Raw genomic sequence first — 23,314 nt, forward strand, 5'->3', positions numbered from 1 at the left:
AAGACGCTGGTAAAATCGCTGGTCTTGAAGTAGAACGTATCGTCAACGAACCAACAGCAGCAGCCCTTGCTTACGGTTTGGACAAGACTGATAAAGAAGAAAAAATCTTGGTATTTGACCTTGGTGGTGGTACATTCGACGTTTCTATCCTTGAATTGGGTGACGGTGTCTTCGACGTATTGTCAACTGCAGGGGACAACAAACTCGGTGGTGATGACTTTGACCAAAAAATTATCGACCACTTGGTAGCAGAATTCAAGAAAGAAAACGGTATTGACTTGTCTACTGACAAGATGGCAATGCAACGTTTGAAAGATGCAGCTGAAAAAGCTAAGAAAGACCTTTCTGGTGTAACTTCAACTCAAATCAGCTTGCCATTTATCACTGCTGGTGAAGCTGGACCTCTTCACTTGGAAATGACTTTGACTCGTGCAAAATTTGACGATTTGACTCGTGACCTTGTAGAACGTACAAAAGTTCCAGTTCGTCAAGCCCTTTCAGATGCAGGTTTGAGCTTGTCAGAAATCGACGAAGTTATCCTTGTTGGTGGTTCAACTCGTATCCCTGCCGTTGTTGAAGCTGTTAAGGCTGAAACTGGTAAAGAACCAAACAAATCAGTAAACCCTGATGAAGTAGTTGCTATGGGTGCTGCCATCCAAGGTGGTGTGATTACTGGTGATGTTAAAGACGTTGTCCTTCTTGACGTAACACCATTGTCACTTGGTATCGAAACAATGGGTGGAGTATTTACAAAACTTATCGATCGCAACACTACTATTCCAACATCTAAATCACAAGTCTTCTCAACTGCAGCAGACAACCAACCAGCCGTTGATATCCACGTTCTTCAAGGTGAACGCCCAATGGCAGCAGATAACAAGACTCTTGGACGCTTCCAATTGACAGATATTCCAGCTGCACCTCGTGGAATTCCTCAAATCGAAGTAACTTTCGACATCGACAAGAATGGTATCGTGTCTGTTAAGGCCAAAGATCTTGGAACTCAAAAAGAACAAACTATTGTGATCCAATCAAACTCAGGTTTGACTGACGAAGAAATCGACCGCATGATGAAAGATGCAGAAGCTAACGCTGAAGCAGATAAGAAACGTAAGGAAGAAGTTGACCTTCGTAACGAAGTAGACCAAGCAATCTTTGCGACTGAAAAGACAATCAAGGAAACTGAAGGCAAAGGCTTCGACGCAGAACGTGACGCTGCCCAAGCTGCCCTTGATGACCTTAAGAAAGCGCAAGAAGACAATAACTTGGACGACATGAAAGCAAAACTTGAAGCATTGAACGAAAAAGCTCAAGGCCTTGCTGTTAAACTCTACGAACAAGCTGCAGCAGCGCAACAAGCTCAAGCAGGAGCAGAAGGGGCGCAAGCAACAGGAAACGCAGGCGATGACGTCGTAGACGGAGAGTTTACGGAGAAGTAAGATGAGTGTATTGGATGAAGAGTATCTAAAAAATACACGAAAAGTTTATAATGATTTTTGTAATAAAGCTGATAGTTATGAATCTGCAAAAGATTTTATAGATAATATTCCAGTAGTGTATTTGGCTAGGTATAAAGCAATTATTTTAGCTGAGCATGAAAGTTGTGTTAAAAATGATGAGGCGGTAAGGAATTTTGTTACTTCAGTATTGTTGTCAGCGCTAGTATCAGCACTAGTATCAGCAACCATACAAAAACCAGAATTTATAATATCGTTTATAATTGGCATGGTTTGGGTTGTCTGTGTTTTCCTTCTAATCTATTGGAATTTTATAGCCAATACTAAGAAGAGACAAAAATATATAAATGTTTGTGTGCTTATTGGATATTTAAAATCAAAATAAATTTGATTTAAGTTACTTCACTCATCCACAGAGGTTGCAATCCAGCCTCTGTTTTTCGATAAAATAGAGGATGTTGCGTATGAAAAAAGTACTTTGTATCATTTATCCTAATTTTTCTCTTTATGAGATAACCACTTTAACGAGTACTTTAGCTCTGTCTTTTGATATCACGATTGATTATGTCGCTTCTGAGAATTCGATGGTAGTCTCTGAGGATGGTTTGCCCTGTCAACCGACGAAAACATTGGATCAGCTCTGTATAGAAGATTATTCTTGTGTAATTTTGCCAGGAATGGTCAATATAGGTCCTGCTCTACAAGATGAGAAATTGATTTCGTTTTTGAGAAGTCTTAATGAGCAAGATATCCTAATTGCAGCCATTTCTTCAGCGCCCATTTTACTAGCGAAAGCTGGCTTGTTGAACGACACGAAATTTACAGGTGGAATTTGGCAAAACTTCTTTGATTATTTTGAATTTCTTCCACGTAAGAATTTTCAACCGAAAGTCCTTGTCCAAGATAAACAAATCATTACGGCTATCGGTTTTGCACATCAAGAGTTTGCAAGAAAAGTGATTTTCGGTTTAGGGTTGGCAGAGAATACGGACAACTATTTTAAAGAACAGAACGAGTATGCTGAAGAGGATTTGATATTTACTCTATCAGATGAAGAGTTTAATCAAGTGAAGCAGAGTATAGAAAACAGCCTCTAAAGATTTACATGAAAATTATAGAAAGGAACAAAGGTGTTCAGGGAATTGAACACGGGTTCCCAAATTTATTACTCAATATAAAAGAAAGGAATTGAACCCGACCTAAATTCTCGGAAAAAAGATAAATCTGCCTAGGAGCATCGCTCCAGCGTCAGATTTCCTATTTTTCAGTCGAATTTTACGGTCTTGGTATCTTGTATGAACAATACTGAATTTTATGATCGTCTGGGGGTGTCAAAAAACGCTTCGGCAGACGAGATCAAAAAGGCTTATCGTAAGCTTTCGAAAAAATATCACCCAGATATCAATAAGGAGCCTGGTGCTGAGGAAAAGTACAAGGAAGTCCAGGAAGCCTATGAGACATTGAGTGACGACCAAAAACGGGCGGCCTATGACCAATATGGTGCGGCTGGTGCCAATGGTGGCTTTGGTGGTGCAGGTGGTTTCGGCGGCTTTGACGGGGCAGGAGGCTTCGGTGGTTTTGAAGATATCTTCTCAAGTTTCTTCGGCGGAGGCGGTGCTTCGCGCAATCCAAATGCTCCTCGTCAGGGGGATGACCTCCAGTATCGTGTGAACTTGACCTTTGAAGAAGCTATTTTTGGAGCTGAAAAAGAGGTTAAATACAATCGTGAAGCAAGCTGTAGTACATGTAATGGCTCAGGTGCTAAGCCAGGAACAAGTCCAGTCACTTGTGGACGCTGTCATGGCGCTGGTGTCATTAACGTCGATACACAGACTCCACTTGGTATGATGCGTCGCCAAGTAACCTGTGATGTCTGTCACGGTCGCGGAAAAGAAATCAAAGATCCATGTACAACATGTCACGGAACAGGTCATGAAAAACAAGCTCATAGTGTACATGTAAAAATCCCTGCTGGTGTGGAAACAGGTCAACAAATTCGCCTAGCTGGTCAAGGTGAAGCTGGATTTAACGGTGGACCTTACGGTGACTTGTATGTAGTGGTTTCTGTGGAAGCCAGCGACAAGTTTGAACGTGAAGGAACGACTATCTTCTACAATCTCAACCTCAACTTTGTCCAAGCAGCTCTTGGTGACACAGTTGATATCCCAACTGTTCATGGTGATGTTGAATTGGTTATTCCAGAGGGAACTCAGACTGGTAAGAAATTCCGCCTACGTGGCAAAGGAGCTCCGAGCCTTCGTGGTGGTGCAGTTGGTGACCAATACGTTACCGTTAATGTCGTAACACCGACAGACTTGAACGAACGCCAAAAAGCAGCCTTGAAAGAATTCGCAGCTGCGGGTGATTTAAAAGTCAATCCAAAGAAAAAGGGCTTCTTTGATCATATTAAAGATGCCTTTGAAGGAGAATAAAGCAAAAAGAGCTGTCGAGCTCTTTTTACTTATAGATTTTTTAAGACTTTCCTTAAGTAATGACGGACGGTAGCGACCTTCTTCGAAGTTACATACTTAAACTTTGAGCCCAGGTCTCAAAGTTTCCGGACACCTGAAACCAAGCTGTTTCAGGTGTTTTCATTACGGCGGAAAGCCTGGGAAAGTCTTTGATTTAGTTATGAAACGGTGAATAATACTCTTCAAAAATCTCTTCAAACCACGTCAGCGTCGGCTTATCTACAACCTCAAAACAGTGTTTTGAGCTGACTTCGTCAGTTCTATCCACAACCTCAAAACGGTGTTGTGAGCAGCCTGTGCCTAGCTTTCTAGTTTGCTCTTTGATTTTTATTGAGTATGAGTTGCCTAAATTATGATGTATAGTTGATGGGATATAACTTGTTTACCTTTTAAAAAGAGCCGAGTAGCTCTTTTTACTTATCTTCAGTTTCCTGTGTTTCTTTAATCACAGCTAGTCTAGTCTGGATATCCTTTTCCAAGACCTTAAACTTGTAAGTGAGGTCGTCTTGATATTCCTTGATGAGTTCTTTTTGCTGGTCGATGATTTGCAGGCTATTTTGGATAATATCCACATCGTCCTTGATAGCTTGAACGCGGTCAGTGGTATTCAAGACTTCATCTGTGATGGTTTGGCGATTTTTTGTGACCAGATAACTTCCGGCTGCAGCTCCTGCAAATAGCAGTAGGTTGGATAATTTCATGGCAACTCCTTAGGCGTTTTTGATGGTTTCAGCGACTTGAGCGAGTTTGTCAAAGTCTGGTTCGTGGGCGATAAAATCAATCTTGAGGTCATCGTCCGCACTGTAGCGAGGCACGAGGTGAACGTGAGTATGAAAGACTGTTTGACCAGCGATTTCTTCACAGTTGGCAATGATATTCATACCAGCAGCCTTGGTAGCTTTCATGACTTTTTGAGCTACTTTTGGTACTTGGGCAAAGAGTTGGCTGGCGCTAGTAGCGTCCATTTCCAAAAGATTACGATAGTGTTCTTTTGGAACGACCAAGGTGTGTCCTGGTGTCACTTGAGAGATATCAAGAAAGGCAAGAACCTGCTCATCTTCATATACTTTTGAAGCAGGAATTTCCCCTGCGATGATTTTACAAAAAATGCAATCTGACATAAAATCTACCTCTACTGTATTGAATTTTGATATAATATAGCTACATTATACCAGATTTGGAGAAAATATGTTAGAAATTAAAAACCTGACAGGTGGCTATGTTCATGTCCCTGTCTTGAAAGATGTGTCCTTTACTGTTGAAAGTGGGCAGCTGGTCGGTCTGATTGGTCTCAATGGTGCTGGGAAATCAACGACGATCAATGAGATTATCGGTCTGTTGACACCTTATAGTGGTTCCATCAATATCAATGGCCTGACCCTGCAAGAAGATGCGACTAGCTACCGCAAGCAAATTGGCTACATTCCTGAGACACCTAGCTTGTATGAGGAATTGACCCTCAGAGAGCATATCGAAACGGTTGCTATGGCTTATAGTATTGAGCAAAAGGTAGCTTTTGAGCGAGTAGAACCTTTGTTAAAAATGTTCCGTCTAGACCAGAAATTAGACTGGTTCCCTGTTCATTTTTCAAAAGGGATGAAGCAGAAGGTCATGATTATCTGTGCTTTTGTGGTGGATCCGAGTCTTTTCATCGTGGATGAGCCTTTCCTTGGTCTTGATCCGTTGGCTATTGCGGACTTGATTCAGCTTTTGGAAGTGGAAAAGCAAAAGGGCAAGTCCATTCTCATGAGTACCCACGTGCTGGATTCAGCGGAAAAGATGTGTGATGCCTTTGTCATTCTTCACAAGGGAGAGGTGCGTGCCAAAGGCAATCTCCTGCAACTACGCGAAGCCTTTGATATGCCTGAGGCTAGTTTGAATGATATTTACTTGGCTCTGACCAAAGAGGAGGAGCTATGAGAGACTTGTTTTTAAAGAGAAAGCAGGCTTTTCGTAAGGAGTGTCTTGGTTATCTGCGCTATGTTCTCAATGACCACTTTGTCTTGTTCCTGCTTGTTCTGCTGGGATTTCTAGCCTACCAGTACAGTCAACTCTTGCAAGATTTTCCTGAAAATCATTGGCCTATCCTTTTGTTTGTAGGAATTACCTCTGTTTTACTGTTGCTTTGGGGAGGAATTGCCACCTATATGGAGGCTCCAGACAAGCTCTTTCTCTTGGTTGGAGAAGAGGAAATCAAGCTCCATCTCAAGCGTCAAACTGGCATTTCCCTAGTCTTTTGGCTCTTTGTCCAGACCCTTTTCTTGCTGTTATTTGCGCCTTTATTTTTAGCAATGGGCTATGGCTTGCCTGTTTTTCTGGTCTATGTGCTTTTATTGGGAGTAGGTAAATATTTCCTCTTTCGTCAAAAGGCCAGCAAATTTTTCACGGAAACTGGACTGGACTGGGACTATGTCATTTCCCAAGAAAGCAAGCGTAAGCAAGTCTTGCTTCGTTTCTTTGCCCTCTTTACGCAGGTCAAGGGGCTTTCAAACAGCGTCAAGCGTCGTGCTTATCTGGACTTTATCCTAAAGGCTGTTCAGAAGGTGCCTGGGAAGATTTGGCAAAATCTCTATCTGCGTTCTTATCTGCGAAATGGAGACCTCTTTGCCCTCAGTCTCCGTCTGCTCTTGCTTTCCATACTGGCGCAGGTCTTTATCGAGCAAGCTTGGATTGCGACAGCAGTGGTAGTTCTCTTTAACTACCTCTTGCTCTTCCAGTTGCTGGCCCTCTATCATGCCTTTGACTACCAGTATTTGACCCAACTCTTTCCACTAGACAAGGGGCAAAAGGAAAAAGGCTTGCAGGCTGTAGTCCGAGGATTGACCAGTTTTGTTTTACTTGTGGAATTAGTTGTTGGGTTGATTACCTTCCAAGAAAAACTAGCCCTTCTAGCCTTGCTGGGTGCAGGTTTGGTTTTACTAGTCTTGTACTTACCTTATCAAGTAAAACGTCAGATGCTGGATTAATCTTGCCTATATGACACTAAAAAAGAAGTTGAGTTCAGTTTGTCTCAGCTTCTTTTATTTTCTACAGGATAATGGTTGGTCCGTAGAGACTCAACTTGGTCTTGACTTGGTCAAAGTGGAAGCGGTCATAGGCCCGCCAAGCGGCGCGAGTTGGAGCATCTGGATTGAGGGCGCTGAGTCCCATGAGAAGACTGGAAGTCTGGTAGAATTTTTCCAGTTCAATCAAGACTCGATTATCCACTGTCTCAGCCTTGGCTAGAAAACAAAGAATAGAGTCTAATTGCTCCTGAAAGCGGACGTCGTCAGCGCTTGCCTGTTTGCATGCTTGGTAGGTTTTGTTTAAGTCAGTAATCAAGGTTTGAGCTCTTTTGATAGGGTCTGTATCTGTCATGAGAATTCCTCCTCTAATCTGGGTGCTAGTCTTGTTTCTAGCAACTGTGTTTTGATACTGTCAGTCTATCACTTTTATCTCCTTTTCAACCATAAAATCTTTAATTGTCCTTGAAATTTCCTGAATGGTACTGTTAAGATTTTATGATAAAATAGTGGTAAGATTATCATGCTTATTTGAGGAACAAGCTACCCTTCAGGAGCATTAAAGGCCTGTTTAGGATTTGGTTGGCTTGTATCATAGTATTTTTGCTATTCTCTTTTTAGGAAGAAATCGAAACAAGGAGAGTAAGAAGATGAGAATATTTGTTTTAGAAGATGATTTTTCCCAACAGACTAGGATTGAAACGACCATTGAGAAACTCTTGAAAGAACATCACATCACTCCCAGCTCTTTTGAAGTTTTTGGCAAACCAGAGCAACTGCTGGCTGAAGTGCATGAGAAGGGGGCCCATCATCTATTCTTTTTGGATATTGAGATTCGAAATGAGGAGATGAAGGGTCTGGAAGTGGCTAGAAAGATTCGGGATAGGGATCCTTATGCTCTCATCGTCTTTGTGACGACTCACTCGGAGTTTATGCCCCTGTCCTTTCGCTACCAGGTGTCAGCTTTGGACTACATTGATAAGGCCCTTTCGGCAGAGGAGTTTGAATCTCGGATCGAGACAGCCCTCCTCTATGCCAATAGTCAGGATAGTAAAAGTCTGGCGGAAGATTGCTTTTACTTTAAATCAAAATTTGCTCAATTCCAGTATCCTTTTAAAGAGGTCTACTATCTCGAAACGTCGCCCAGAGCCCATCGTGTTATTCTCTATACCAAGACAGACAGGTTGGAATTTACAGCGAGTTTAGAGGAGGTTTTCAAGCAGGAGCCCCGTCTCTTGCAGTGCCATCGCTCTTTTCTCATTAATCCTGCCAATGTAGTTCGTTTGGATAAGAAAGAGAAACTCCTTTTCTTTCCCAATGGAGGAAGCTGTATGATTGCGCGTTATAAGGTCAGAGAAGTGTCTGAGGCCATCAATAACTTACATTGAGTGAGGTGCTGGAATGGAATTAGTTTGGAAGATAGTATATGTGTTTTTGATATCTGGATTGGAATTGTTTATATTTTTTAAGGTGGATGGAATTGTTCTAACTCTGGAGAGAGTTTTTAAGTCCTTTCTTTTTAAGCTACTTTTAGCAGTTGTTTTTGTAACGATTAGCTATATAGTAGGAAATACTTACCTAACTTATTTTATGGAACCCTTGTACGGCATTGGTTTATCTTTCTTATTGTTAAGAGGGCTTCCTAAAAAACTACTCTTCTTTTATGGTCTCTTCCCAATGATGTTGGTGAATCTTTTTTTCAGGGTAGTCTCCTATTTTGTGATTCCATTTTTGGGGCAAGGGCATGTGTATGATGACCGCTCTTTTATTTGGTTATGTATAAAAATTTTCATTTGCTTTATTTCTCTAGCCTTTTTGAAATGGTTAGACTATGATTTTACTAGTTTGAGAAGGGAGACTCTCGATAAAGGTTTTCAAAAGTCCCTGACTACGATTAACTGGATAATGGGGGCTTACTATCTAGTGATGCAAAGTCTGTCTTTCTTTGAATATGAACAAGGTATTCAATCAACGACTGTTCGCCATCTCATCCTAGTCTTTTACCTACTCTTTTTTATGGGTATTATCAAGAAGCTAGATACCTATTTGAAGGACAAACTCCATGAGAGATTGGACCAAGAACAGGCCTTGCGCTACAGAGATATGGAACGCTATAGTCGGCATATAGAGGAACTTTACAAGGAAGTCCGGAGTTTTCGCCATGACTACACTAACCTCTTAACCAGCTTACGTCTGGGCATTGAAGAGGAGGATATGGAGCAGATAAAAGAGGTCTACGACTCGGTCTTAAAGGATTCTAGTCAGAAATTGCAGGACAACAAATATGACCTTGGCAGATTGGTAAATATTCGGGACCGTGCCCTCAAAAGTCTTCTAGCAGGGAAATTTCTAAAAGCTAGAGATAAGAAGATTGTCTTTAATGTCGAAGTTCCTGAGGAGATTCAGGTCGAGGGGATGAGTCTACTTGATTTTCTAACCATTGTGTCCATCCTTTGTGACAATGCTATTGAAGCCAGTGCAGAGGCCAGTCAACCTCATGTTTCAATCGCCTTTTTAAAAAATGGAGCACAGGAGACCTTTATCATTGAAAATTCCATCAAAGAAGAGGGCATAGATATTTCTGAGATTTTCTCCTTTGGAGCCAGTTCTAAAGGGGAAGAGAGAGGAGTTGGTCTCTATACTGTTATGAAAATTGTGGAAAGCCATCCTAATACCAGTCTAAATACCACCTGTCAAAATCAAGTCTTTCGTCAGGTTTTAACAGTTCACTCGATGTCAGTTGATGATTAGAAGATCTGTGGAAAGAAGTACCGCCTGTAGTCATCAATTAAAATGCCATAGTATATGAGGTACCCTATATGAATAAGAAATCCTTTTTTATCATCTGTTCTACGTTGATTATAGCATCGAATCTTCTCATGATTTCCGTGGTGAATAAGGGAGAAGGAACAGGGAGCAACCTGTTTGTGATTGCTATAGCCTGTGTTATGTTACCAGTCTTTTTATATGCAGTTGAAAACCAACTGACTTCATTGATAAGAGTAGAATCAATACTCCTGATTCAGTTGGCAGTTATATCTCTACTCCGTCTTGTCAACAGAATAGGGAGTACGCCTGAAATTCTCAACATTATCATTACCCTTATCGCTTTGGCAAGTGGAACAGCTGCTATCCTTGTTGCGATCATGAGAATATATGAGAACATACGGAAGTGAGGGTGAGTAGTTTTCTATTTTGTATTTTCACATTGTCAAGTTCCCCAGGGCAAGTATGTTTTTCATGCTTGCTTTTTTTATTTTTAACAATTCAAGATGTTTTGATGACCGTTTGTGATTTGGATGGAAAATTTTAAAAAATAGTAGTATACTAGCCTTATTAAGGTTGTAATAGGACGAAAGTAAAAAGAGGTATTCCTCGTGAATGCAAAAACAACGTTACAATTGGCTATTATGGTTGCTTAAAGGCTTGAGCTTGTATGTAGAGGAGCTGTACTTGGAGGTAATTATGGATTTCAAAAGTTTTCTTATTGTTTTTGTTGTTGGTATGTTTGTTTCTTTTATTACTTCTTTAATTAGGGAAAAATTTTTAAAATCTCCAAAGAAGAATAAAGATAGATCTAATTAGATAAAGAGATTTTTTATCGCTAGTTTAATCTACAGGGGAGTTTCTTTAATATTGTTTCGCCTGTTAAAATGATATGTGATAGCAGGATAAAAAATCTACAAATTAAGTTGGTATCAATATGGTGTAAATGGCAAGTATGTTTTTCATGCTTGCTTTTTTAAATTTTTTACAATTCAAGATGTTTTGATGACCATTTGTGATTTGAGTGATCCAAGGTCAAAATGAGTGCTATACTAGCAGTGTAAAGGTTGTAGCTCAACTAAGATAAAGCATACATTTAGGAGAAAATCTTATGAAGAAAAAAATACTGATCATTTTCGTTCTGTATCTGATTATGTCTATCCTTCTTTATCCGCTTAGGGAGAGTATTTGGTATCATCTATTTTATACCATAGCCTATATGATTGCGGTTATAATCTATCTTGCTTTAACTAAAAAGAAAGGAGCAAAGAAATGAAAGCTTTTCTTGCTAAAAAACGGAACATCTTTCTTACGAGATTGTTCCTAGGGCAGTTGCCCTTACTTGTCTCTACTTATCTATTTCTATCTCGTCAGTTTTTAAATTTTTCCTTGGTTTTCCAATTTCTTTTAGTGGTGATTAACTTGGCCTCTATTTTGGTTACTGTTTACCTCACTAGGGAGATGAGGATAAGAGAGTTTGAAGATGATGATTTGGTTAGTCCTAAAACCAATCAACTCATGTATATCGGTTTGACAGGCTTTATGTCTATTATTTGTTTGTATAGGGGTATCACAGCAGGAGAATCCTACCAACAATTAATTGCCTATATTGGTGCTATTCTCTGCTTGATCATCATGCTTCTACTCATTTGGGGTTTGAAATATTATAAAAAGTAGCTTTCTTTCCTCTTTTATCAGGATATTTGAGTAGAAGGCTTTATTAAAAAGTTCGTGAAATAAGTGAATGGAGGTATTTAATATGAAATACAGATTATTTCTTGTTATTTTCTTGAGTAGTATTTTGAATATTCTTTTAGGGACATTTTTACAAATCTCTAATGTATCGATTGGGTGGCTTGTTCTCTACAGTGGATTATTTGAAGCAGGCGTTTTCCTTATTGCTAATAAAGGGGTGGCGGTAAAAATCAAGGAAGTAGACATTCGAAACCGCTTTAAATTTATTTTTGGAAAAACCTTATGGTTTCAAATTCTTTTGCTCATCTTTTTGATAATCAAACTTTATCTTGGTTTGGATGAGAGGTTGATTTTATTCTATGGACATATTTTCATTGTCTTTAATGCCTTAATTTATCTATTATCTAGTAGTCAGGTTAGCCTTAAAAAGAACAAGCTGTCTTCTTAATCTTGCAGTAATAGAGCCTGACAAGGCGAGCCATCCTGTCTTGTAGATAGTAGGAGGAATTCTATGAAAAAACACCCTATTCTTTTCAAAACGAGTGCAATTCTTTCTTATTTGTTTCTGTTTTTCGGACTGTCTTGGACGACCCAATTTTGGAGCAATTATTGGGAGTTCTCGTCTTGGGTAGGAAATATTATCTGGATTCGAAACATCATCAGCCTTCTCTTTATCTGCTTGATGATTTGGATTTTGGTTAGGTCGGGCCATGCTTATCTCTTTCGTATCCCTAGAAAAAAGTGGTTGAGCTATTCCGTCCTGACGGTGTTAGCAGCTGTTGTGCTTATCTGTTTTAACTATCTGACAGCTAAACACGTTCAGGGGACGAACGAAGGTTGGAATTTGTTTATTGCCTATAGTGAGACAAATTTTGCGGAGTTTGGTGTTTACCTAACCTTAATCGTACTAGGACCTCTGATGGAAGAATTGGTATGTAGGGGATTGCTTCAACATGCCTTCTTTAAGAATTCGAGGTGGGGGCTGGATCTTCTCTTTCCGTCATTCTTATTTGCCTTGCCCCACTTTTCTAGCTTGCCAAGTCTCGCAGATATTTTTGTCTATACGGCAGTGGGCTGTCTATTTGCCTGTCTAACACGTTATACGAAGAGTATCTATCCTTCTTATTCGATTCATATTGTTAATAATATCATTGCAAACTTACCATTTTTGCTGACTTTTTTACACAGAGTCTTGGGGTAAAAAAACCAAGGCTTGCTTTTCAGCCATAGAGGAGGTCATCATGTATAAACACTTATTTTTCCTAGATTCAAAAACCTTAGACTGGTTGACGCCCTATATTCTAGTCTTGGCTTCTGACACCATTGCCTTTAATGTTTTTGTGCTAACCTTTGTATCTGTTGTAGTCTTTTATTTCCTAAATCCCGTGCTATCTTTAACAGCTATCTTCTTAGGGGCTGGCTATGTGGTCGGATTTTGGTTACTCAAATGGTTTGTTTTGGAAAGACTAGCATTAAAGGATGACGTGTAGGGGAGTTTGTTTCTTGAGGAGGATAATTTTATGGAGTTCTTTGATAAATTTCATGCCTTTTGTTTTGGATTTTTAGTATTACTAATCGTCATTACAGTTCCTTATACGATTAACCACGGGGATTTTTTTCAAAATGAGCCTGCATTGATTATTGTAAGTTTTCTAGTAACCTCGCTGAGTGTTGTTTATGCTAGAAAGTTTGAAATGATTTCTTTTGGGATGTTAAGCAAGAAAGAATTCTTGCTTTTCATTACAATCTTTCTTCTAAGTGTACTTGAGACGCTAGTTTATATTCATTTCTTTGCTGTTTCTTCTGGCGCAGGAGTTCAACATTTGGCGGAAGTCAGCAGAGGAATTTCTCTGTCTTTGATTTTGACTTCCTCAGTTTTTGGCCCCATCCAGGAGGAACTCATTTTCAGAGGACTTCTTCAAGGTGCCGTTTTTGACAATTCTTGGTTAGGGCTTATGCTAACTTCCTCTCTCTTTTCTTTCATGCATGGACCTTCTAATGTCCCTTCGTTTATTTTTTATCTACTTGGGGGCTTGTTACTGGGCTTTGCATATAAAAAGAGCCAAAACTTATGGGTTTCTACTCTAGTTCACATGTTTTACAATGCTTGGCCACTCTTATATTATTTATAAAAATCATGAAAGGTAAGCAGAAGACGGTGCTTACCTTTTTCTTTCTATCAATTATAACCCAAACCACCCCAGAGGCTTTTCTTTGAGAATCAGGTGTGGAGCGGTTGACGAATAGGCCAAAAACTAGTAGAATAGTAAGGAAACTTTATACGGAGGAAAGAAATGGATTTGGGTGATAATGAGCTAACACTGACTCCCATACCTGGGAAAAGTGGTAAGGCTTATATGGGTAGCTATCCTGATGGGAAGCGTATCTTTGTAAAAATGAACACCTCTCCAATCCTACCTGGTCTAGCTAGAGAACAAATTGCTCCACAATTATTATGGAGTCGCCGTTTGGCAGATGGGCGTGATATGTGTGCTCAAGAATGGTTGACAGGCAAGATATTGACCCCCTATGATATGAATCGTAAACAAATCGTCAATATCTTAACCCGTCTTCATCGCTCACGTCCGTTGATGACACAGTTGAGTCGGTTGGGATATGCCATGGAAACACCTGTAGATTTACTACAGTCTTGGCAAGAAACGGCTCCAGATGCTTTGCGTAAAAATCATTTTATCAGTGAAGTGATGGCTGATTTACGTCAGACTATTCCAGGATTTAGAGAGGACTATGCGACCATTGTCCATGGAGATGTACGACATAGTAATTGGATTGAGACAGATAGTGGCTTGATTTATTTGGTAGATTGGGATTCGGTTCGCTTGACCGACCGCATGTTTGACGTGGCTCACATGCTCTGCCATTATATTCCAGAACATCAGTGGAAGGAATGGTTGACCTACTACGGTTACAAGTACAATCAAACGGTATTAAATAAATTGTATTGGTACGGTCAATTGTCTTACTTGAGCCAGATTTCCAAGTATTATATGAACCAAGATTTAGAAAATGTTAATCGGGAGATTCATGGCCTGCGTCACTTCCGAGACAAGTATGGAAAGAGAAGATGAGAGTTAGAAATCGTAAAGGGGCGACAGAATTACTAGAGGCAAATCCCCAGTATGTGGTCCTCAATCCCTTGGAAGCCAAGGGGAAATGGCGGGACTTATTTGGCAATGATAATCCCATTCATGTGGAAGTTGGAAGTGGAAAGGGTGCCTTTGTTTCAGGTATGGCTAAGCAAAATCCTGACATCAACTATATCGGGATTGATATTCAAAAGTCTGTTTTGAGCTACGCTTTGGACAAGGTGCTTGAAGTTGGAGTGCCTAACATCAAGCTCTTGTGGGTAGATGGTTCTGACTTGACTGACTACTTTGAAGACGGTGAGATCGATCGCTTGTATCTGAACTTTTCAGATCCTTGGCCGAAAAAACGCCATGAAAAGCGTCGTTTGACATACAAGACCTTCTTGGATACCTTCAAACGTATCTTGCCTGAAAATGGAGAAATTCATTTCAAGACGGATAACCGTGGCTTGTTTGAGTACAGCCTAGTGAGCTTTTCTCAGTATGGCATGAAGCTCAATGGTGTCTGGCTTGATTTACATGCCAGTGATTTTGAAGGCAATGTCATGACAGAATACGAGCAAAAATTCTCCAACAAGGGGCAAGTTATCTACCGAGTTGAGGCAGAATTTTAAGAAAAAGCCTGAAATCAGGCTGTATAAGTGCTTTTGCTTTACATAAGTTAGCAAACGTGCTATACTAAGAGTAAGAATATGAAAAGTGAGGCGGGGAAATATCTTCGCCTCTTGCTTATGAGGAGGTGGACGCAATCGCAACAATCATAGAATTAGTCAGAGAAGTTGTAGAACCTGTCATCCAAGCGCCTTTCGAACTCGTGGATATCGAGTATGGAAAGATTGGCAGTGACATGATTCTCAGTATTTTTGTAGATAAACCTGAAGGAATTACCTTGAACGATACAGCGGACTTGACAGAAATTATCAGTCCTGTCCTAGACACCATCAAGCCAGATCCCTTCCCAGAACAATATTTCCTAGAAATCACTAGTCCAGGCTTGGAACGTCCTTTGAAAACCAAGGATGCCGTCGCTGGAGCGGTTGGGAAATACATCCATGTCGGGCTCTACCAAGCCATCGATAAGCAAAAGGTCTTTGAAGGAACCTTGTTGGCCTTCGAAGAGGACGAGTTGACCATGGAATATATGGACAAGACGCGTAAGAAAACCGTCCAAATTCCATACAGTTTAGTATCAAAAGCACGTTTAGCAGTTAAATTATAGAAAAAGAAAGGATAGCTTTTGAGGATTCAAAAGTGAAGAAAACATGAGTAAAGAAATGCTAGAGGCCTTCCGCATTTTGGAAGAAGACAAGGGAATCAAAAAAGAAGATATCATCGACGCAGTAGTAGAGTCGCTTCGTTCCGCTTATCGCAGACGCTATGGTCAGTCAGACAGTGTAGCTATTGATTTCAACGAAAAAACAGGTGACTTTACAGTTTATACTGTCCGTGAAGTGGTTGATGAAGTATTTGATAGCCGTTTGGAAATCAGCTTGAAAGATGCTCTTGTCATTAATTCAGCCTATGAACTTGGAGACAAAATCAAGTTTGAAGAAGCACCTGCTGAGTTTGGTCGTGTGGCAGCTCAATCTGCCAAACAAACCATCATGGAAAAAATGCGCAAGCAAACACGTGCCATCACATACAATACTTACAAAGAGCATGAACAAGAAATCATGTCTGGTACGGTAGAACGCTTTGACAACCGTTTCATCTATGTCAACCTTGGTAGCATTGAAGCCCAATTGTCAAAACAAGACCAAATTCCTGGAGAAGTTTTTGCTTCTCATGATCGTATTGAAGTCTATGTTTACAAGGTTGAAGACAACCCTCGTGGTGTGAACGTCTTTGTCAGCCGTAGCCATCCAGAGATGATCAAACGTTTGATGGAGCAAGAAATTCCAGAAGTTTATGATGGAACTGTTGAAATCATGAGCGTGGCTCGTGAAGCTGGCGACCGTACTAAGGTTGCAGTTCGTAGCCACAATCCAAACGTGGATGCTATCGGTACAATCGTTGGACGTGGTGGTGCTAATATCAAGAAGATTACCAGCAAATTCCACCCAGCTCGCTATGATGCTAAGAGCGACCGTATGGTGCCAATCGAAGAAAATATTGACGTTATCGAGTGGGTAGCAGATCCAGCTGAATTTATCTACAATGCCATCGCTCCTGCAGAGGTTGACCAAGTTATCTTTGATGAAAACGACAGCAAACGTGCCTTGGTGGTTGTACCAGATAACAAGCTTTCTCTTGCCATTGGTCGTCGTGGACAAAACGTTCGCTTGGCAGCTCACTTGACTGGTTACCGTATCGATATCAAGTCTGCTAGCGAATTTGAAGCCATGGAAGAAGCTGGTTCAGTAGATTTGGAAGCAGAAAACGATACTGTAGAAGAATAAAAGCTGCTAGAGGAGGGAAAGATGAAAACGAGAAAAATCCCTTTGCGCAAGTCTGTTGTGTCTAACGAAGTGATTGATAAGCGTGATTTGCTCCGCATTGTCAAGAACAAGGAAGGACAAGTCTTTATCGATCCGACAGGCAAGGCTAATGGTCGCGGCGCTTATATCAAGCTAGACAATGCAGAAGCCCTAGAGGCGAAAAAGAAGAAGGTCTTTAACCGCAGCTTTAGCATGGAAGTGGAAGAAAGCTTTTATGATGAGTTGATCGCTTATGTGGATCACAAAGTGAAAAGAAGAGAGTTAGGACTTGAATAAGCAAAAGATAAGCAATCTCTTGGGACTGGCTCAGCGAGCAGGCAGGATCATATCGGGTGAGGAATTGGTCGTCAAGGCCATTCAAGACGGAAAGGCCAAGTTGGTCTTTCTAGCCCATGATGCTGGACCCAATCTGACCAAGAAGATTCAAGATAAAGGTCATTATTATCAAGTAGAAATTGTAACCGTGTTTTCAACACTGGAATTAAGCATAGCAGTCGGGAAATCGAGAAAGGTTTTGGCTGTGACAGATGCTGGATTTACAAAGAAAATGAGGTCTCTTATGGAATAGAAGAGGAGGACATGATTTGTCTAAGAAAAGATTGTACGAAATCGCAAAAGAACTTGGAAAAGAAAGTAAAGAAGTTGTAGCGCGTGCAAAAGAGTTGGGCTTGGATGTGAAAAGCCACTCATCAAGTGTGGAAGAAGCTGTCGCTGCAAAAATCGCTGCCAGCTTTAAGTCTGCAGCTGCTCCGAAAGTAGAAGCAAAACCTGCAGAACAAAAAGCAAGTGCAGAAAAGAAAGCCGAGAAATCTGAGCCAGCTAAACCAGCTGTAGCTAAGGAAGAGGTAAAACCGGCTGAGCCAGTTGCTCCGAAAACAGAAAAAGTAGCAGCTAAACCGCAAAGCCGTAATTTCAAGGCTGAGCGTGAAGCCCGTGCTAAAGAGCAGGCAGAACGACGCAAGCAAAATAAGGGCAATAACCGTGACCAACAACAAAACGGAAACCGTCAGAAAAACGACGGTCGTAATGGTGGGAAACAAGCTCAAGGCAACCGCGACAATCGTCGCTTTAATGACCAAGCTAAGAAACAGCAAGGTCAGCAAAATCGTGGAAATGAGCGCCGTCAACAAGAGGACAAACGTCCAAATCAATCGGCTCCACGTATTGACTTTAAAGCCCGTGCAGCAGCCCTAAAAGCAGAACAAAATGCAGAGTACGCACGTTCAAGTGAGGAACGTTTCAAACAGACTCAGGCTGCCAAAGAAGCCTTGGCCCAAGCAAACAAACGCAAGGAGCCAGAGGAAATCTTTGAAGAAGTGGCTAAGTTAGCTGAACAAGCGCAACAAGCACAGCAAGTTCAAGCAGTGGTTGAAGTCGTCCCTGAGAAAAAAGAACCTGCAGTGGATACACGTCGTAAAAAACAAGCTCGACCAGACAAAAATCGTGACGATTATGATCACGAAGAAGATGGTCCTAGAAAACAACAAAAGAATCGAAGTAGTCAAAATCAAGTGAGAAATCAAAAGAATAGTAACTGGAATAACAACAAAAAGAACAAAAAAGGCAATAACAAGAACAACCGCAATCAGGCTCCAAAACCTGTTACAGAGCGTAAATTCCATGAATTGCCAACAGAATTTGAATATACAGATGGTATGACCGTTGCGGAAATCGCAAAACGTATCAAACGTGAACCAGCTGAAATCGTTAAGAAACTTTTCATGATGGGTGTCATGGCCACACAAAACCAATCCTTGGATGGGGAAACAATTGAACTCCTCATGGTGGATTATGGTATCGAAGCCAAACAAAAAGTTGAAGTGGATAATGCCGACATCGAACGTTTCTTTGTCGAAGATGGTTATCTCAATGAAGATGAATTGGTTGAGCGTCCACCAGTTGTAACTATCATGGGACACGTTGACCACGGTAAAACAACGCTCCTAGATACCCTTCGTAACTCTCGTGTTGCGACAGGTGAAGCGGGTGGTATCACGCAGCATATCGGTGCCTACCAAATCGTGGAAAATGGCAAGAAGATTACCTTCCTTGATACACCAGGACACGCGGCCTTTACATCTATGCGTGCGCGTGGTGCTTCTGTTACCGATATTACTATCTTGGTCGTAGCGGCAGATGACGGGGTTATGCCTCAGACTATCGAAGCCATTAACCACTCAAAAGCGGCCAACGTTCCAATCATCGTAGCCATCAACAAGATTGATAAACCAGGTGCTAACCCAGAACGAGTTATCGGTGAATTGGCAGAGCATGGTGTTATGTCAACTGCTTGGGGTGGAGATTCTGAATTTGTTGAAATCTCAGCTAAATTCAACCAAAACATAGAAGAATTGTTGGAAACAGTCCTTCTTGTGGCTGAAATCCAAGAACTCAAAGCAGACCCAACAGTTCGTGCGATCGGTACGGTTATCGAAGCGCGCTTGGATAAAGGAAAAGGTGCGGTCGCAACTCTTCTTGTACAACAAGGTACCTTGAATGTTCAAGACCCAATCGTTGTCGGAAATACCTTCGGTCGTGTCCGTGCTATGACCAACGACCTTGGTCGTCGTGTTAAGGTTGCAGGGCCATCAACACCAGTGTCAATCACAGGTTTGAACGAAGCGCCGATGGCGGGTGACCACTTTGCCGTTTACGAAGATGAAAAATCTGCGCGTGCGGCTGGTGAAGAACGTGCCAAACGTGCCCTTATGAAACAACGTCAAGCTACCCAACGTGTCAGCCTTGAAAACCTCTTTGATACCCTTAAAGCTGGTGAACTCAAATCTGTTAACGTTATCATCAAGGCCGACGTACAAGGTTCTGTTGAAGCCCTTTCTGCCTCACTTCAGAAAATCGATGTGGAAGGTGTTAAAGTTACCATCGTCCACTCAGCAGTCGGTGCCATCAACGAATCTGACGTAACACTTGCGGAAGCTTCAAATGCCTTTATCGTTGGTTTCAACGTACGCCCTACACCACAAGCTCGTCAACAAGCAGAAGCTGACGATGTGGAAATCCGTCTCCACAGCATTATCTACAAGGTTATCGAAGAGATGGAAGAAGCTATGAAAGGGATGCTTGATCCAGAATTCGAAGAAAAAGTTATCGGTGAAGCAGTTATTCGTGAAACCTTCAAGGTGTCTAAAGTGGGAACTATCGGTGGATTTATGGTTACTAGCGGTAAGGTTACCCGTGACTCTAAAGTCCGTGTTATCCGTGATGGTGTCGTTATCTATGATGGTGAACTCGCAAGCTTGAAACACTACAAAGACGACGTTAAAGAAGTTACAAACGGTCGTGAAGGTGGATTGATGATTGATGGCTACAATGACATCAAGACTGATGATGTCATTGAGGCGTATGTCATGGAAGAAATCAAACGATAATAGAGAAACGATAGCTCATTTGACTCGTCGTCAACAGCGCCTTGATGAACCTCAGTTCTATCTAAGGCTTGTTTCCTAGATTCAAATGGCTCTAGTTCCTCTATCTAAATAGAAATAGCTAGGTCTGCTGGCCTAGCTTTTGGTTCAAAGTAGAGAAAGGAATATCATGGCAAATCATTTCCGTACGGATCGTGTGGGCATGGAAATCAAGCGTGAAGTCAATGAGATTTTGCAAAAGAAAGTCCGTGATCCGCGTGTTCAAGGCGTGACCATCACAGATGTTCAAATGCTAGGTGACTTGTCTGTAGCCAAGGTTTACTACACCATTTTGAGTAACCTTGCTTCAGATAATCAAAAAGCTCAAATCGGGCTTGAAAAAGCGACTGGTACCATCAAACGTGAACTTGGTCGCAATTTGAAATTGTACAAAATCCCAGATTTGACCTTCGTCAAAGACGAATCCATCGAGTATGGAAACAAGATTGACGAAATGCTACGTAATCTGGATAAAAACTAAAGAAGAGGGGCAACCCTTTTTTTTGGTGGGGAAAATAGGTGGAATTTGAAATGGAAAAATATTCTTTTAACTAGAATTCTGTATTTTTAAAGGTTAGCTAAATAGAAAATGCTTTTTTTTTTTTTTAGGAAATATGATATGATGATTTCATAAATAAAAGGAGATTCTATTAATGAATAATATAAAAAAAATTTGTCGTTTAGCTTTGCTATGTCTTTCCGTCTCTAGCCTAGTTGCTTGTAGTTCTCTATCTGAAAAAACAAGTAGCTCTTCTAGTGAGAGTCAAACAGAAGCTTCATCTAGTAGTTCTGAAAAGAAGGGCTTGCTTGCCAAAGCAAAAGAAAAACTCAGTTCAGGCGATTTCAACCCACAAGATGTTAGCGATACGACAATTGAGTCTATAAAAACTTATGAAGATTACTTGATTATGAATGAGAAAATAATCGAGAATTACTATACAGAAGCAGACGAAGCCTTTAAAGAGACTGTTTTAGAAGATAGCGCTGCTATCCAAGAACTAAAAGATAGCACTAAAAAAGAGATGGAAGATTTGAAAAAACAATATGGTCCACTCAAGAAAGCACCGATTCAAGGGAAAGAAGAAGTTATTAAGGTTCTAAAAGATTATCGTGATAATCTACATGAACAAGTGGAGCAGTGGAAAGCTAGTCTTTAATAGGAAGAGTGGGGTTCAAGATGGATTATCAATTATTGCCACATGAATACATGGTTATGAATAGTGACCATGTGAGTTTTGGGAAAAATGGTTTGTCTACAGATGAATTAATTTTAACGAATCTACACTTAATATATATCAAAAAAGGTTTATGGGGAGGAAAAAAAGACCAAGTTACTATCCCCATTAACCAGATTAAAATTTTTGAAGGGAAACCTCAAGTTTCAGTAACCAAAACCAATGGTGTGAAACGGCTGGAAATTTATTATAATGATGGACAAGCTATCTTTTCATTTAATAATACTAAAGATACTGATAAGTGGGCTAGAAACATTATTAAATTGATTTCAGGTGATACGAGTCATTTTGAAACCTTAGGAGATAGCAGCTTATTTGGAGCAGATGTTTTGGCAGAAACATTTAAGGATACATTTGACACTTTTAAAGCAGGGCTTGGAATTAAGGATGCAGAGCCAGAAAAGATTTCAACCAAGTGTAGCTTTTGTGGAGCACCTTTGTCAGGTCAAGTGAAGCAAACAGTGAGATGTGCCTATTGTGATATGGAGCAGAGTTTATAAGGGGGCAATTAAATGGGGTTGATAAAAGCAATTACAGATTCTATTGGTGGGACATTTGCAGATCAGTGGAAAGAAATTATCACAGTTCAAGCTTTTGATGAACATACAGCTGTAAGTCCAGGTATTGTTCAAGAAAGTAATAATGGTAGGGGGGTCAATACGAAGGGATCTGTAGGTGTTATTTCCAACGGATCCAAGATTTTTATTCCAGAAAATACTGCTGCCTTTATCTTTAGTCAGTCTGGTATAGAGGAAATTATTACAGAACCAGGTGGATATGAATACCAAAATGGTGAAAGCAGTGTTTTTAATGGTGATGGATTGAAAAAGTCACTGTTTGACAATGTTGTTAATCGTGTTGGATTCGGTGGCCAAAGTGATCAGCAAAAACAGATTTGTTTTGTTAATTTGAGAGAAATTCGTGATATTAAATTTGGGACTCGTGGTCCAGTCATGTATAATGATTTGTTTTATGGGACAGATTTAGAAGTACGTGCTTTTGGAACATTTTCTATCCAAATTACAGATGCTAAGCAATTTATCAGAAATTTTCTTCCTGCCAATGTGACTTATTATACCTTTGATAGCGCTCAAGCTAGATCACAAATAGTGACAGAATTTCTTCAATCTTTTATTGTTGCACTTAATTCTTTGTCCACAACTTATCGTATTTCACAATTACCCTCACAAGCTGCAGTTCTTGCAGAACAAGTATCAAATGATGGACAGTATGCAGGGACTTGGAAAGAACGTTTTGGATTTGAGATTGTAAAAGTTGCCATTGCTAATATTGAGTTCTCACCAGAATCTAAGGAATTGGTTAAACAATTTTCATCAAATAAGATGAATTTAAAAGCTTATGATGATGTATCGCAGAAAGCTTCTAATATTGCAGCACAACAAAAAATTGCATCAGGAGTGGAGCAACATGGTCTAGGTGATGGTGCAGGGATGGTTTTTGGTATGAATATGGCACAAGGTTTAGATGAAAAAGCCATGAAAGCAAGTTTATCATTAGATGAGCAAATCGAAGCACTTACAAAACTAAAATCTCTTTTAGATGCAGGGATACTATCTCAAGAAGAATTTGATCGAAAGAAAAAAGAAATTATGGATTTATAAAATGAAACTCGAAAGTTCATAGTTATACTCAATGAAAATCAAAAAGCAAACTAGGAAGCTAGCCGCAAGCTGTACTTGAGTACGGTAAGGCGACGCTGA

29 protein-coding genes are annotated in these 23,314 nt (G+C 40.4%); 26 read left to right on the plus strand and 3 right to left on the minus strand.

Annotated features, from left to right (window positions below; genetic code table 11):
* The 4 genes from dnaK to dnaJ form a co-directional block, all read left to right on the plus strand.
* Positions 1 to 1,439: molecular chaperone DnaK (gene dnaK / locus QZ359_RS04090; RefSeq protein ID WP_293961248.1), on the plus strand; the 1,439-nt coding region annotated here is incomplete at its 5' end.
* 1 nt (position 1,440) lies between these two features.
* Complete coding sequence (locus tag QZ359_RS04095; protein ID WP_000114425.1) at positions 1,441 to 1,842, plus strand: hypothetical protein; 402 nt, start codon at positions 1,441 to 1,443, stop codon at positions 1,840 to 1,842.
* A gap of 79 nt (positions 1,843 to 1,921) precedes the next feature.
* Entirely contained in the window at positions 1,922 to 2,554 is a 633-nt protein-coding gene (locus QZ359_RS04100; RefSeq protein WP_000756346.1) for a DJ-1/PfpI family protein, read from the plus strand.
* A gap of 198 nt (positions 2,555 to 2,752) precedes the next feature.
* On the plus strand, positions 2,753 to 3,889 hold the full coding sequence (dnaJ, locus tag QZ359_RS04105; RefSeq protein ID WP_293961258.1) for a molecular chaperone DnaJ: 1,137 nt from the start codon (positions 2,753 to 2,755) through the stop codon (positions 3,887 to 3,889).
* 452 nt (positions 3,890 to 4,341) lie between these two features.
* On the opposite strand, the gene QZ359_RS04110 is transcribed toward dnaJ, so the two are convergent.
* Positions 4,342 to 4,629 carry a hypothetical protein gene (locus tag QZ359_RS04110; protein ID WP_261026194.1) on the minus strand — a complete coding sequence of 96 codons (288 nt, stop codon included), beginning with the start codon at positions 4,627 to 4,629 and terminating at the stop codon, positions 4,342 to 4,344.
* Between the two features lie 9 nt (positions 4,630 to 4,638).
* A complete protein-coding gene (locus QZ359_RS04115; protein WP_001278317.1) occupies positions 4,639 to 5,049 on the minus strand; it encodes an HIT family protein in 411 nt (136 codons plus the stop codon).
* A gap of 67 nt (positions 5,050 to 5,116) precedes the next feature.
* On the opposite strand from QZ359_RS04115, the gene QZ359_RS04120 reads away from it, so the two are divergent.
* A complete protein-coding gene (locus tag QZ359_RS04120; protein ID WP_176139353.1) occupies positions 5,117 to 5,848 on the plus strand; it encodes an ABC transporter ATP-binding protein in 732 nt (243 codons plus the stop codon).
* Positions 5,845 to 6,894 carry an ABC transporter permease gene (locus QZ359_RS04125; RefSeq protein ID WP_173253707.1) on the plus strand — a complete coding sequence of 350 codons (1,050 nt, stop codon included), beginning with the start codon at positions 5,845 to 5,847 and terminating at the stop codon, positions 6,892 to 6,894. Before QZ359_RS04120 ends, QZ359_RS04125 begins: the two co-directional genes overlap by 4 nt.
* Positions 6,895 to 6,955: 61 nt before the next feature.
* On the opposite strand, the gene QZ359_RS04130 is transcribed toward QZ359_RS04125, so the two are convergent.
* Positions 6,956 to 7,285 (minus strand): helicase BlpT, encoded by a 330-nt coding sequence (locus QZ359_RS04130; protein ID WP_265477932.1) that lies wholly within the window; start codon positions 7,283 to 7,285, stop codon positions 6,956 to 6,958.
* A gap of 295 nt (positions 7,286 to 7,580) precedes the next feature.
* Here QZ359_RS04130 and QZ359_RS04135 point away from each other — a divergent pair, with 295 nt between their 5' ends.
* From QZ359_RS04135 to QZ359_RS04230, 20 genes are all read left to right on the plus strand, one after another.
* The gene (locus QZ359_RS04135) at positions 7,581 to 8,318 is read left to right on the plus strand and encodes a response regulator transcription factor (RefSeq protein WP_001219150.1); all 738 of its coding nucleotides are present in this window, start codon (positions 7,581 to 7,583) and stop codon (positions 8,316 to 8,318) included.
* A 13-nt stretch (positions 8,319 to 8,331) separates the two neighbouring features.
* The gene (locus tag QZ359_RS04140) at positions 8,332 to 9,681 is read left to right on the plus strand and encodes a sensor histidine kinase (protein ID WP_004269600.1); all 1,350 of its coding nucleotides are present in this window, start codon (positions 8,332 to 8,334) and stop codon (positions 9,679 to 9,681) included.
* Positions 9,682 to 9,749: 68 nt separating this feature from the next.
* Positions 9,750 to 10,106, plus strand: a complete 357-nt coding sequence (locus tag QZ359_RS04145; protein WP_001036312.1) for a hypothetical protein — start codon at positions 9,750 to 9,752, stop codon at positions 10,104 to 10,106.
* A gap of 289 nt (positions 10,107 to 10,395) precedes the next feature.
* Positions 10,396 to 10,515, plus strand: coding sequence for a PncF family bacteriocin immunity protein (locus QZ359_RS04150; protein WP_004269601.1), 120 nt, complete (start codon positions 10,396 to 10,398; stop codon positions 10,513 to 10,515).
* A 453-nt stretch (positions 10,516 to 10,968) separates the two neighbouring features.
* Positions 10,969 to 11,373 carry an immunity protein gene (locus QZ359_RS04155; RefSeq protein ID WP_265471881.1) on the plus strand — a complete coding sequence of 135 codons (405 nt, stop codon included), beginning with the start codon at positions 10,969 to 10,971 and terminating at the stop codon, positions 11,371 to 11,373.
* Between the two features lie 82 nt (positions 11,374 to 11,455).
* Positions 11,456 to 11,839: an immunity protein gene (locus QZ359_RS04160; protein WP_265471880.1), complete on the plus strand. Its 384-nt coding sequence runs from the start codon at positions 11,456 to 11,458 to the stop codon at positions 11,837 to 11,839.
* 63 nt (positions 11,840 to 11,902) lie between these two features.
* Positions 11,903 to 12,592 carry a CPBP family intramembrane glutamic endopeptidase gene (locus tag QZ359_RS04165; protein ID WP_265471879.1) on the plus strand — a complete coding sequence of 230 codons (690 nt, stop codon included), beginning with the start codon at positions 11,903 to 11,905 and terminating at the stop codon, positions 12,590 to 12,592.
* A 40-nt stretch (positions 12,593 to 12,632) separates the two neighbouring features.
* Complete coding sequence (blpZ, locus tag QZ359_RS04170) at positions 12,633 to 12,881, plus strand: immunity protein BlpZ (protein ID WP_293961303.1); 249 nt, start codon at positions 12,633 to 12,635, stop codon at positions 12,879 to 12,881.
* 30 nt (positions 12,882 to 12,911) lie between these two features.
* Positions 12,912 to 13,523 carry a type II CAAX endopeptidase family protein gene (locus tag QZ359_RS04175; protein WP_293961306.1) on the plus strand — a complete coding sequence of 204 codons (612 nt, stop codon included), beginning with the start codon at positions 12,912 to 12,914 and terminating at the stop codon, positions 13,521 to 13,523.
* 162 nt (positions 13,524 to 13,685) lie between these two features.
* Positions 13,686 to 14,480 carry a cell cycle regulator CcrZ gene (ccrZ, locus tag QZ359_RS04180; protein ID WP_000363005.1) on the plus strand — a complete coding sequence of 265 codons (795 nt, stop codon included), beginning with the start codon at positions 13,686 to 13,688 and terminating at the stop codon, positions 14,478 to 14,480.
* Positions 14,477 to 15,112: a tRNA (guanosine(46)-N7)-methyltransferase TrmB gene (gene trmB / locus QZ359_RS04185; RefSeq protein WP_001266094.1), complete on the plus strand. Its 636-nt coding sequence runs from the start codon at positions 14,477 to 14,479 to the stop codon at positions 15,110 to 15,112. Before ccrZ ends, trmB begins: the two co-directional genes overlap by 4 nt.
* A gap of 125 nt (positions 15,113 to 15,237) precedes the next feature.
* Positions 15,238 to 15,717 (plus strand): ribosome maturation factor RimP, encoded by a 480-nt coding sequence (gene rimP, locus QZ359_RS04190; RefSeq protein ID WP_101786400.1) that lies wholly within the window; start codon positions 15,238 to 15,240, stop codon positions 15,715 to 15,717.
* Positions 15,718 to 15,760: 43 nt separating this feature from the next.
* Complete coding sequence (gene nusA, locus QZ359_RS04195; RefSeq protein ID WP_293961329.1) at positions 15,761 to 16,897, plus strand: transcription termination factor NusA; 1,137 nt, start codon at positions 15,761 to 15,763, stop codon at positions 16,895 to 16,897.
* Positions 16,898 to 16,918: 21 nt separating this feature from the next.
* A complete protein-coding gene (locus tag QZ359_RS04200) occupies positions 16,919 to 17,212 on the plus strand; it encodes a YlxR family protein (protein ID WP_000857562.1) in 294 nt (97 codons plus the stop codon).
* Positions 17,205 to 17,504 (plus strand): YlxQ-related RNA-binding protein, encoded by a 300-nt coding sequence (locus QZ359_RS04205; protein WP_001041389.1) that lies wholly within the window; start codon positions 17,205 to 17,207, stop codon positions 17,502 to 17,504. Before QZ359_RS04200 ends, QZ359_RS04205 begins: the two co-directional genes overlap by 8 nt.
* Positions 17,505 to 17,520: 16 nt before the next feature.
* A complete protein-coding gene (gene infB, locus QZ359_RS04210; RefSeq protein WP_293962223.1) occupies positions 17,521 to 20,322 on the plus strand; it encodes a translation initiation factor IF-2 in 2,802 nt (933 codons plus the stop codon).
* A 166-nt stretch (positions 20,323 to 20,488) separates the two neighbouring features.
* Complete coding sequence (gene rbfA, locus QZ359_RS04215; protein WP_001273601.1) at positions 20,489 to 20,839, plus strand: 30S ribosome-binding factor RbfA; 351 nt, start codon at positions 20,489 to 20,491, stop codon at positions 20,837 to 20,839.
* A 172-nt stretch (positions 20,840 to 21,011) separates the two neighbouring features.
* Positions 21,012 to 21,515: a hypothetical protein gene (locus tag QZ359_RS04220; protein WP_293962326.1), complete on the plus strand. Its 504-nt coding sequence runs from the start codon at positions 21,012 to 21,014 to the stop codon at positions 21,513 to 21,515.
* Between the two features lie 20 nt (positions 21,516 to 21,535).
* Positions 21,536 to 22,093, plus strand: a complete 558-nt coding sequence (locus tag QZ359_RS04225; protein WP_293962328.1) for a hypothetical protein — start codon at positions 21,536 to 21,538, stop codon at positions 22,091 to 22,093.
* Between the two features lie 12 nt (positions 22,094 to 22,105).
* Positions 22,106 to 23,215, plus strand: a complete 1,110-nt coding sequence (locus tag QZ359_RS04230) for an SPFH domain-containing protein (protein ID WP_293962330.1) — start codon at positions 22,106 to 22,108, stop codon at positions 23,213 to 23,215.
* Positions 23,216 to 23,314: the final 99 nt, after the last annotated feature.

It is taken from the genome of Streptococcus sp. (assembly GCF_019414905.1).
In the GTDB taxonomy this organism is placed as follows: Bacteria; Bacillota; Bacilli; order Lactobacillales; family Streptococcaceae; genus Streptococcus.

Bases quoted from the DNA above. Each gene is read 5' to 3' on its own strand.
- rbfA (WP_001273601.1), top strand. From the start codon at position 20,489: ATGGCAAATCATTTCCGTACGGATCGTGTGGGCATGGAAATCAAGCGT.
- QZ359_RS04100 (WP_000756346.1), top strand. From the start codon at position 1,922: ATGAAAAAAGTACTTTGTATCATTTATCCTAATTTTTCTCTTTATGAG.
- blpZ (WP_293961303.1), top strand. From the start codon at position 12,633: ATGTATAAACACTTATTTTTCCTAGATTCAAAAACCTTAGACTGGTTG.
- QZ359_RS04165 (WP_265471879.1), top strand. From the start codon at position 11,903: ATGAAAAAACACCCTATTCTTTTCAAAACGAGTGCAATTCTTTCTTAT.
- QZ359_RS04140 (WP_004269600.1), top strand. From the start codon at position 8,332: ATGGAATTAGTTTGGAAGATAGTATATGTGTTTTTGATATCTGGATTG.
- QZ359_RS04200 (WP_000857562.1), top strand. From the start codon at position 16,919: ATGAAAACGAGAAAAATCCCTTTGCGCAAGTCTGTTGTGTCTAACGAA.
- QZ359_RS04110 (WP_261026194.1), bottom strand. From the start codon at position 4,629: ATGAAATTATCCAACCTACTGCTATTTGCAGGAGCTGCAGCCGGAAGT.
- QZ359_RS04125 (WP_173253707.1), top strand. From the start codon at position 5,845: ATGAGAGACTTGTTTTTAAAGAGAAAGCAGGCTTTTCGTAAGGAGTGT.
- ccrZ (WP_000363005.1), top strand. From the start codon at position 13,686: ATGGATTTGGGTGATAATGAGCTAACACTGACTCCCATACCTGGGAAA.
- QZ359_RS04155 (WP_265471881.1), top strand. From the start codon at position 10,969: ATGAAAGCTTTTCTTGCTAAAAAACGGAACATCTTTCTTACGAGATTG.
- QZ359_RS04150 (WP_004269601.1), top strand. From the start codon at position 10,396: ATGGATTTCAAAAGTTTTCTTATTGTTTTTGTTGTTGGTATGTTTGTT.
- trmB (WP_001266094.1), top strand. From the start codon at position 14,477: ATGAGAGTTAGAAATCGTAAAGGGGCGACAGAATTACTAGAGGCAAAT.
- QZ359_RS04130 (WP_265477932.1), bottom strand. From the start codon at position 7,285: ATGACAGATACAGACCCTATCAAAAGAGCTCAAACCTTGATTACTGAC.
- QZ359_RS04160 (WP_265471880.1), top strand. From the start codon at position 11,456: ATGAAATACAGATTATTTCTTGTTATTTTCTTGAGTAGTATTTTGAAT.
- QZ359_RS04220 (WP_293962326.1), top strand. From the start codon at position 21,012: ATGAATAATATAAAAAAAATTTGTCGTTTAGCTTTGCTATGTCTTTCC.
- QZ359_RS04175 (WP_293961306.1), top strand. From the start codon at position 12,912: ATGGAGTTCTTTGATAAATTTCATGCCTTTTGTTTTGGATTTTTAGTA.
- QZ359_RS04145 (WP_001036312.1), top strand. From the start codon at position 9,750: ATGAATAAGAAATCCTTTTTTATCATCTGTTCTACGTTGATTATAGCA.
- dnaJ (WP_293961258.1), top strand. From the start codon at position 2,753: ATGAACAATACTGAATTTTATGATCGTCTGGGGGTGTCAAAAAACGCT.
- QZ359_RS04115 (WP_001278317.1), bottom strand. From the start codon at position 5,049: ATGTCAGATTGCATTTTTTGTAAAATCATCGCAGGGGAAATTCCTGCT.
- nusA (WP_293961329.1), top strand. From the start codon at position 15,761: ATGAGTAAAGAAATGCTAGAGGCCTTCCGCATTTTGGAAGAAGACAAG.
- QZ359_RS04095 (WP_000114425.1), top strand. From the start codon at position 1,441: ATGAGTGTATTGGATGAAGAGTATCTAAAAAATACACGAAAAGTTTAT.
- QZ359_RS04135 (WP_001219150.1), top strand. From the start codon at position 7,581: ATGAGAATATTTGTTTTAGAAGATGATTTTTCCCAACAGACTAGGATT.
- QZ359_RS04120 (WP_176139353.1), top strand. From the start codon at position 5,117: ATGTTAGAAATTAAAAACCTGACAGGTGGCTATGTTCATGTCCCTGTC.
- QZ359_RS04230 (WP_293962330.1), top strand. From the start codon at position 22,106: ATGGGGTTGATAAAAGCAATTACAGATTCTATTGGTGGGACATTTGCA.
- QZ359_RS04225 (WP_293962328.1), top strand. From the start codon at position 21,536: ATGGATTATCAATTATTGCCACATGAATACATGGTTATGAATAGTGAC.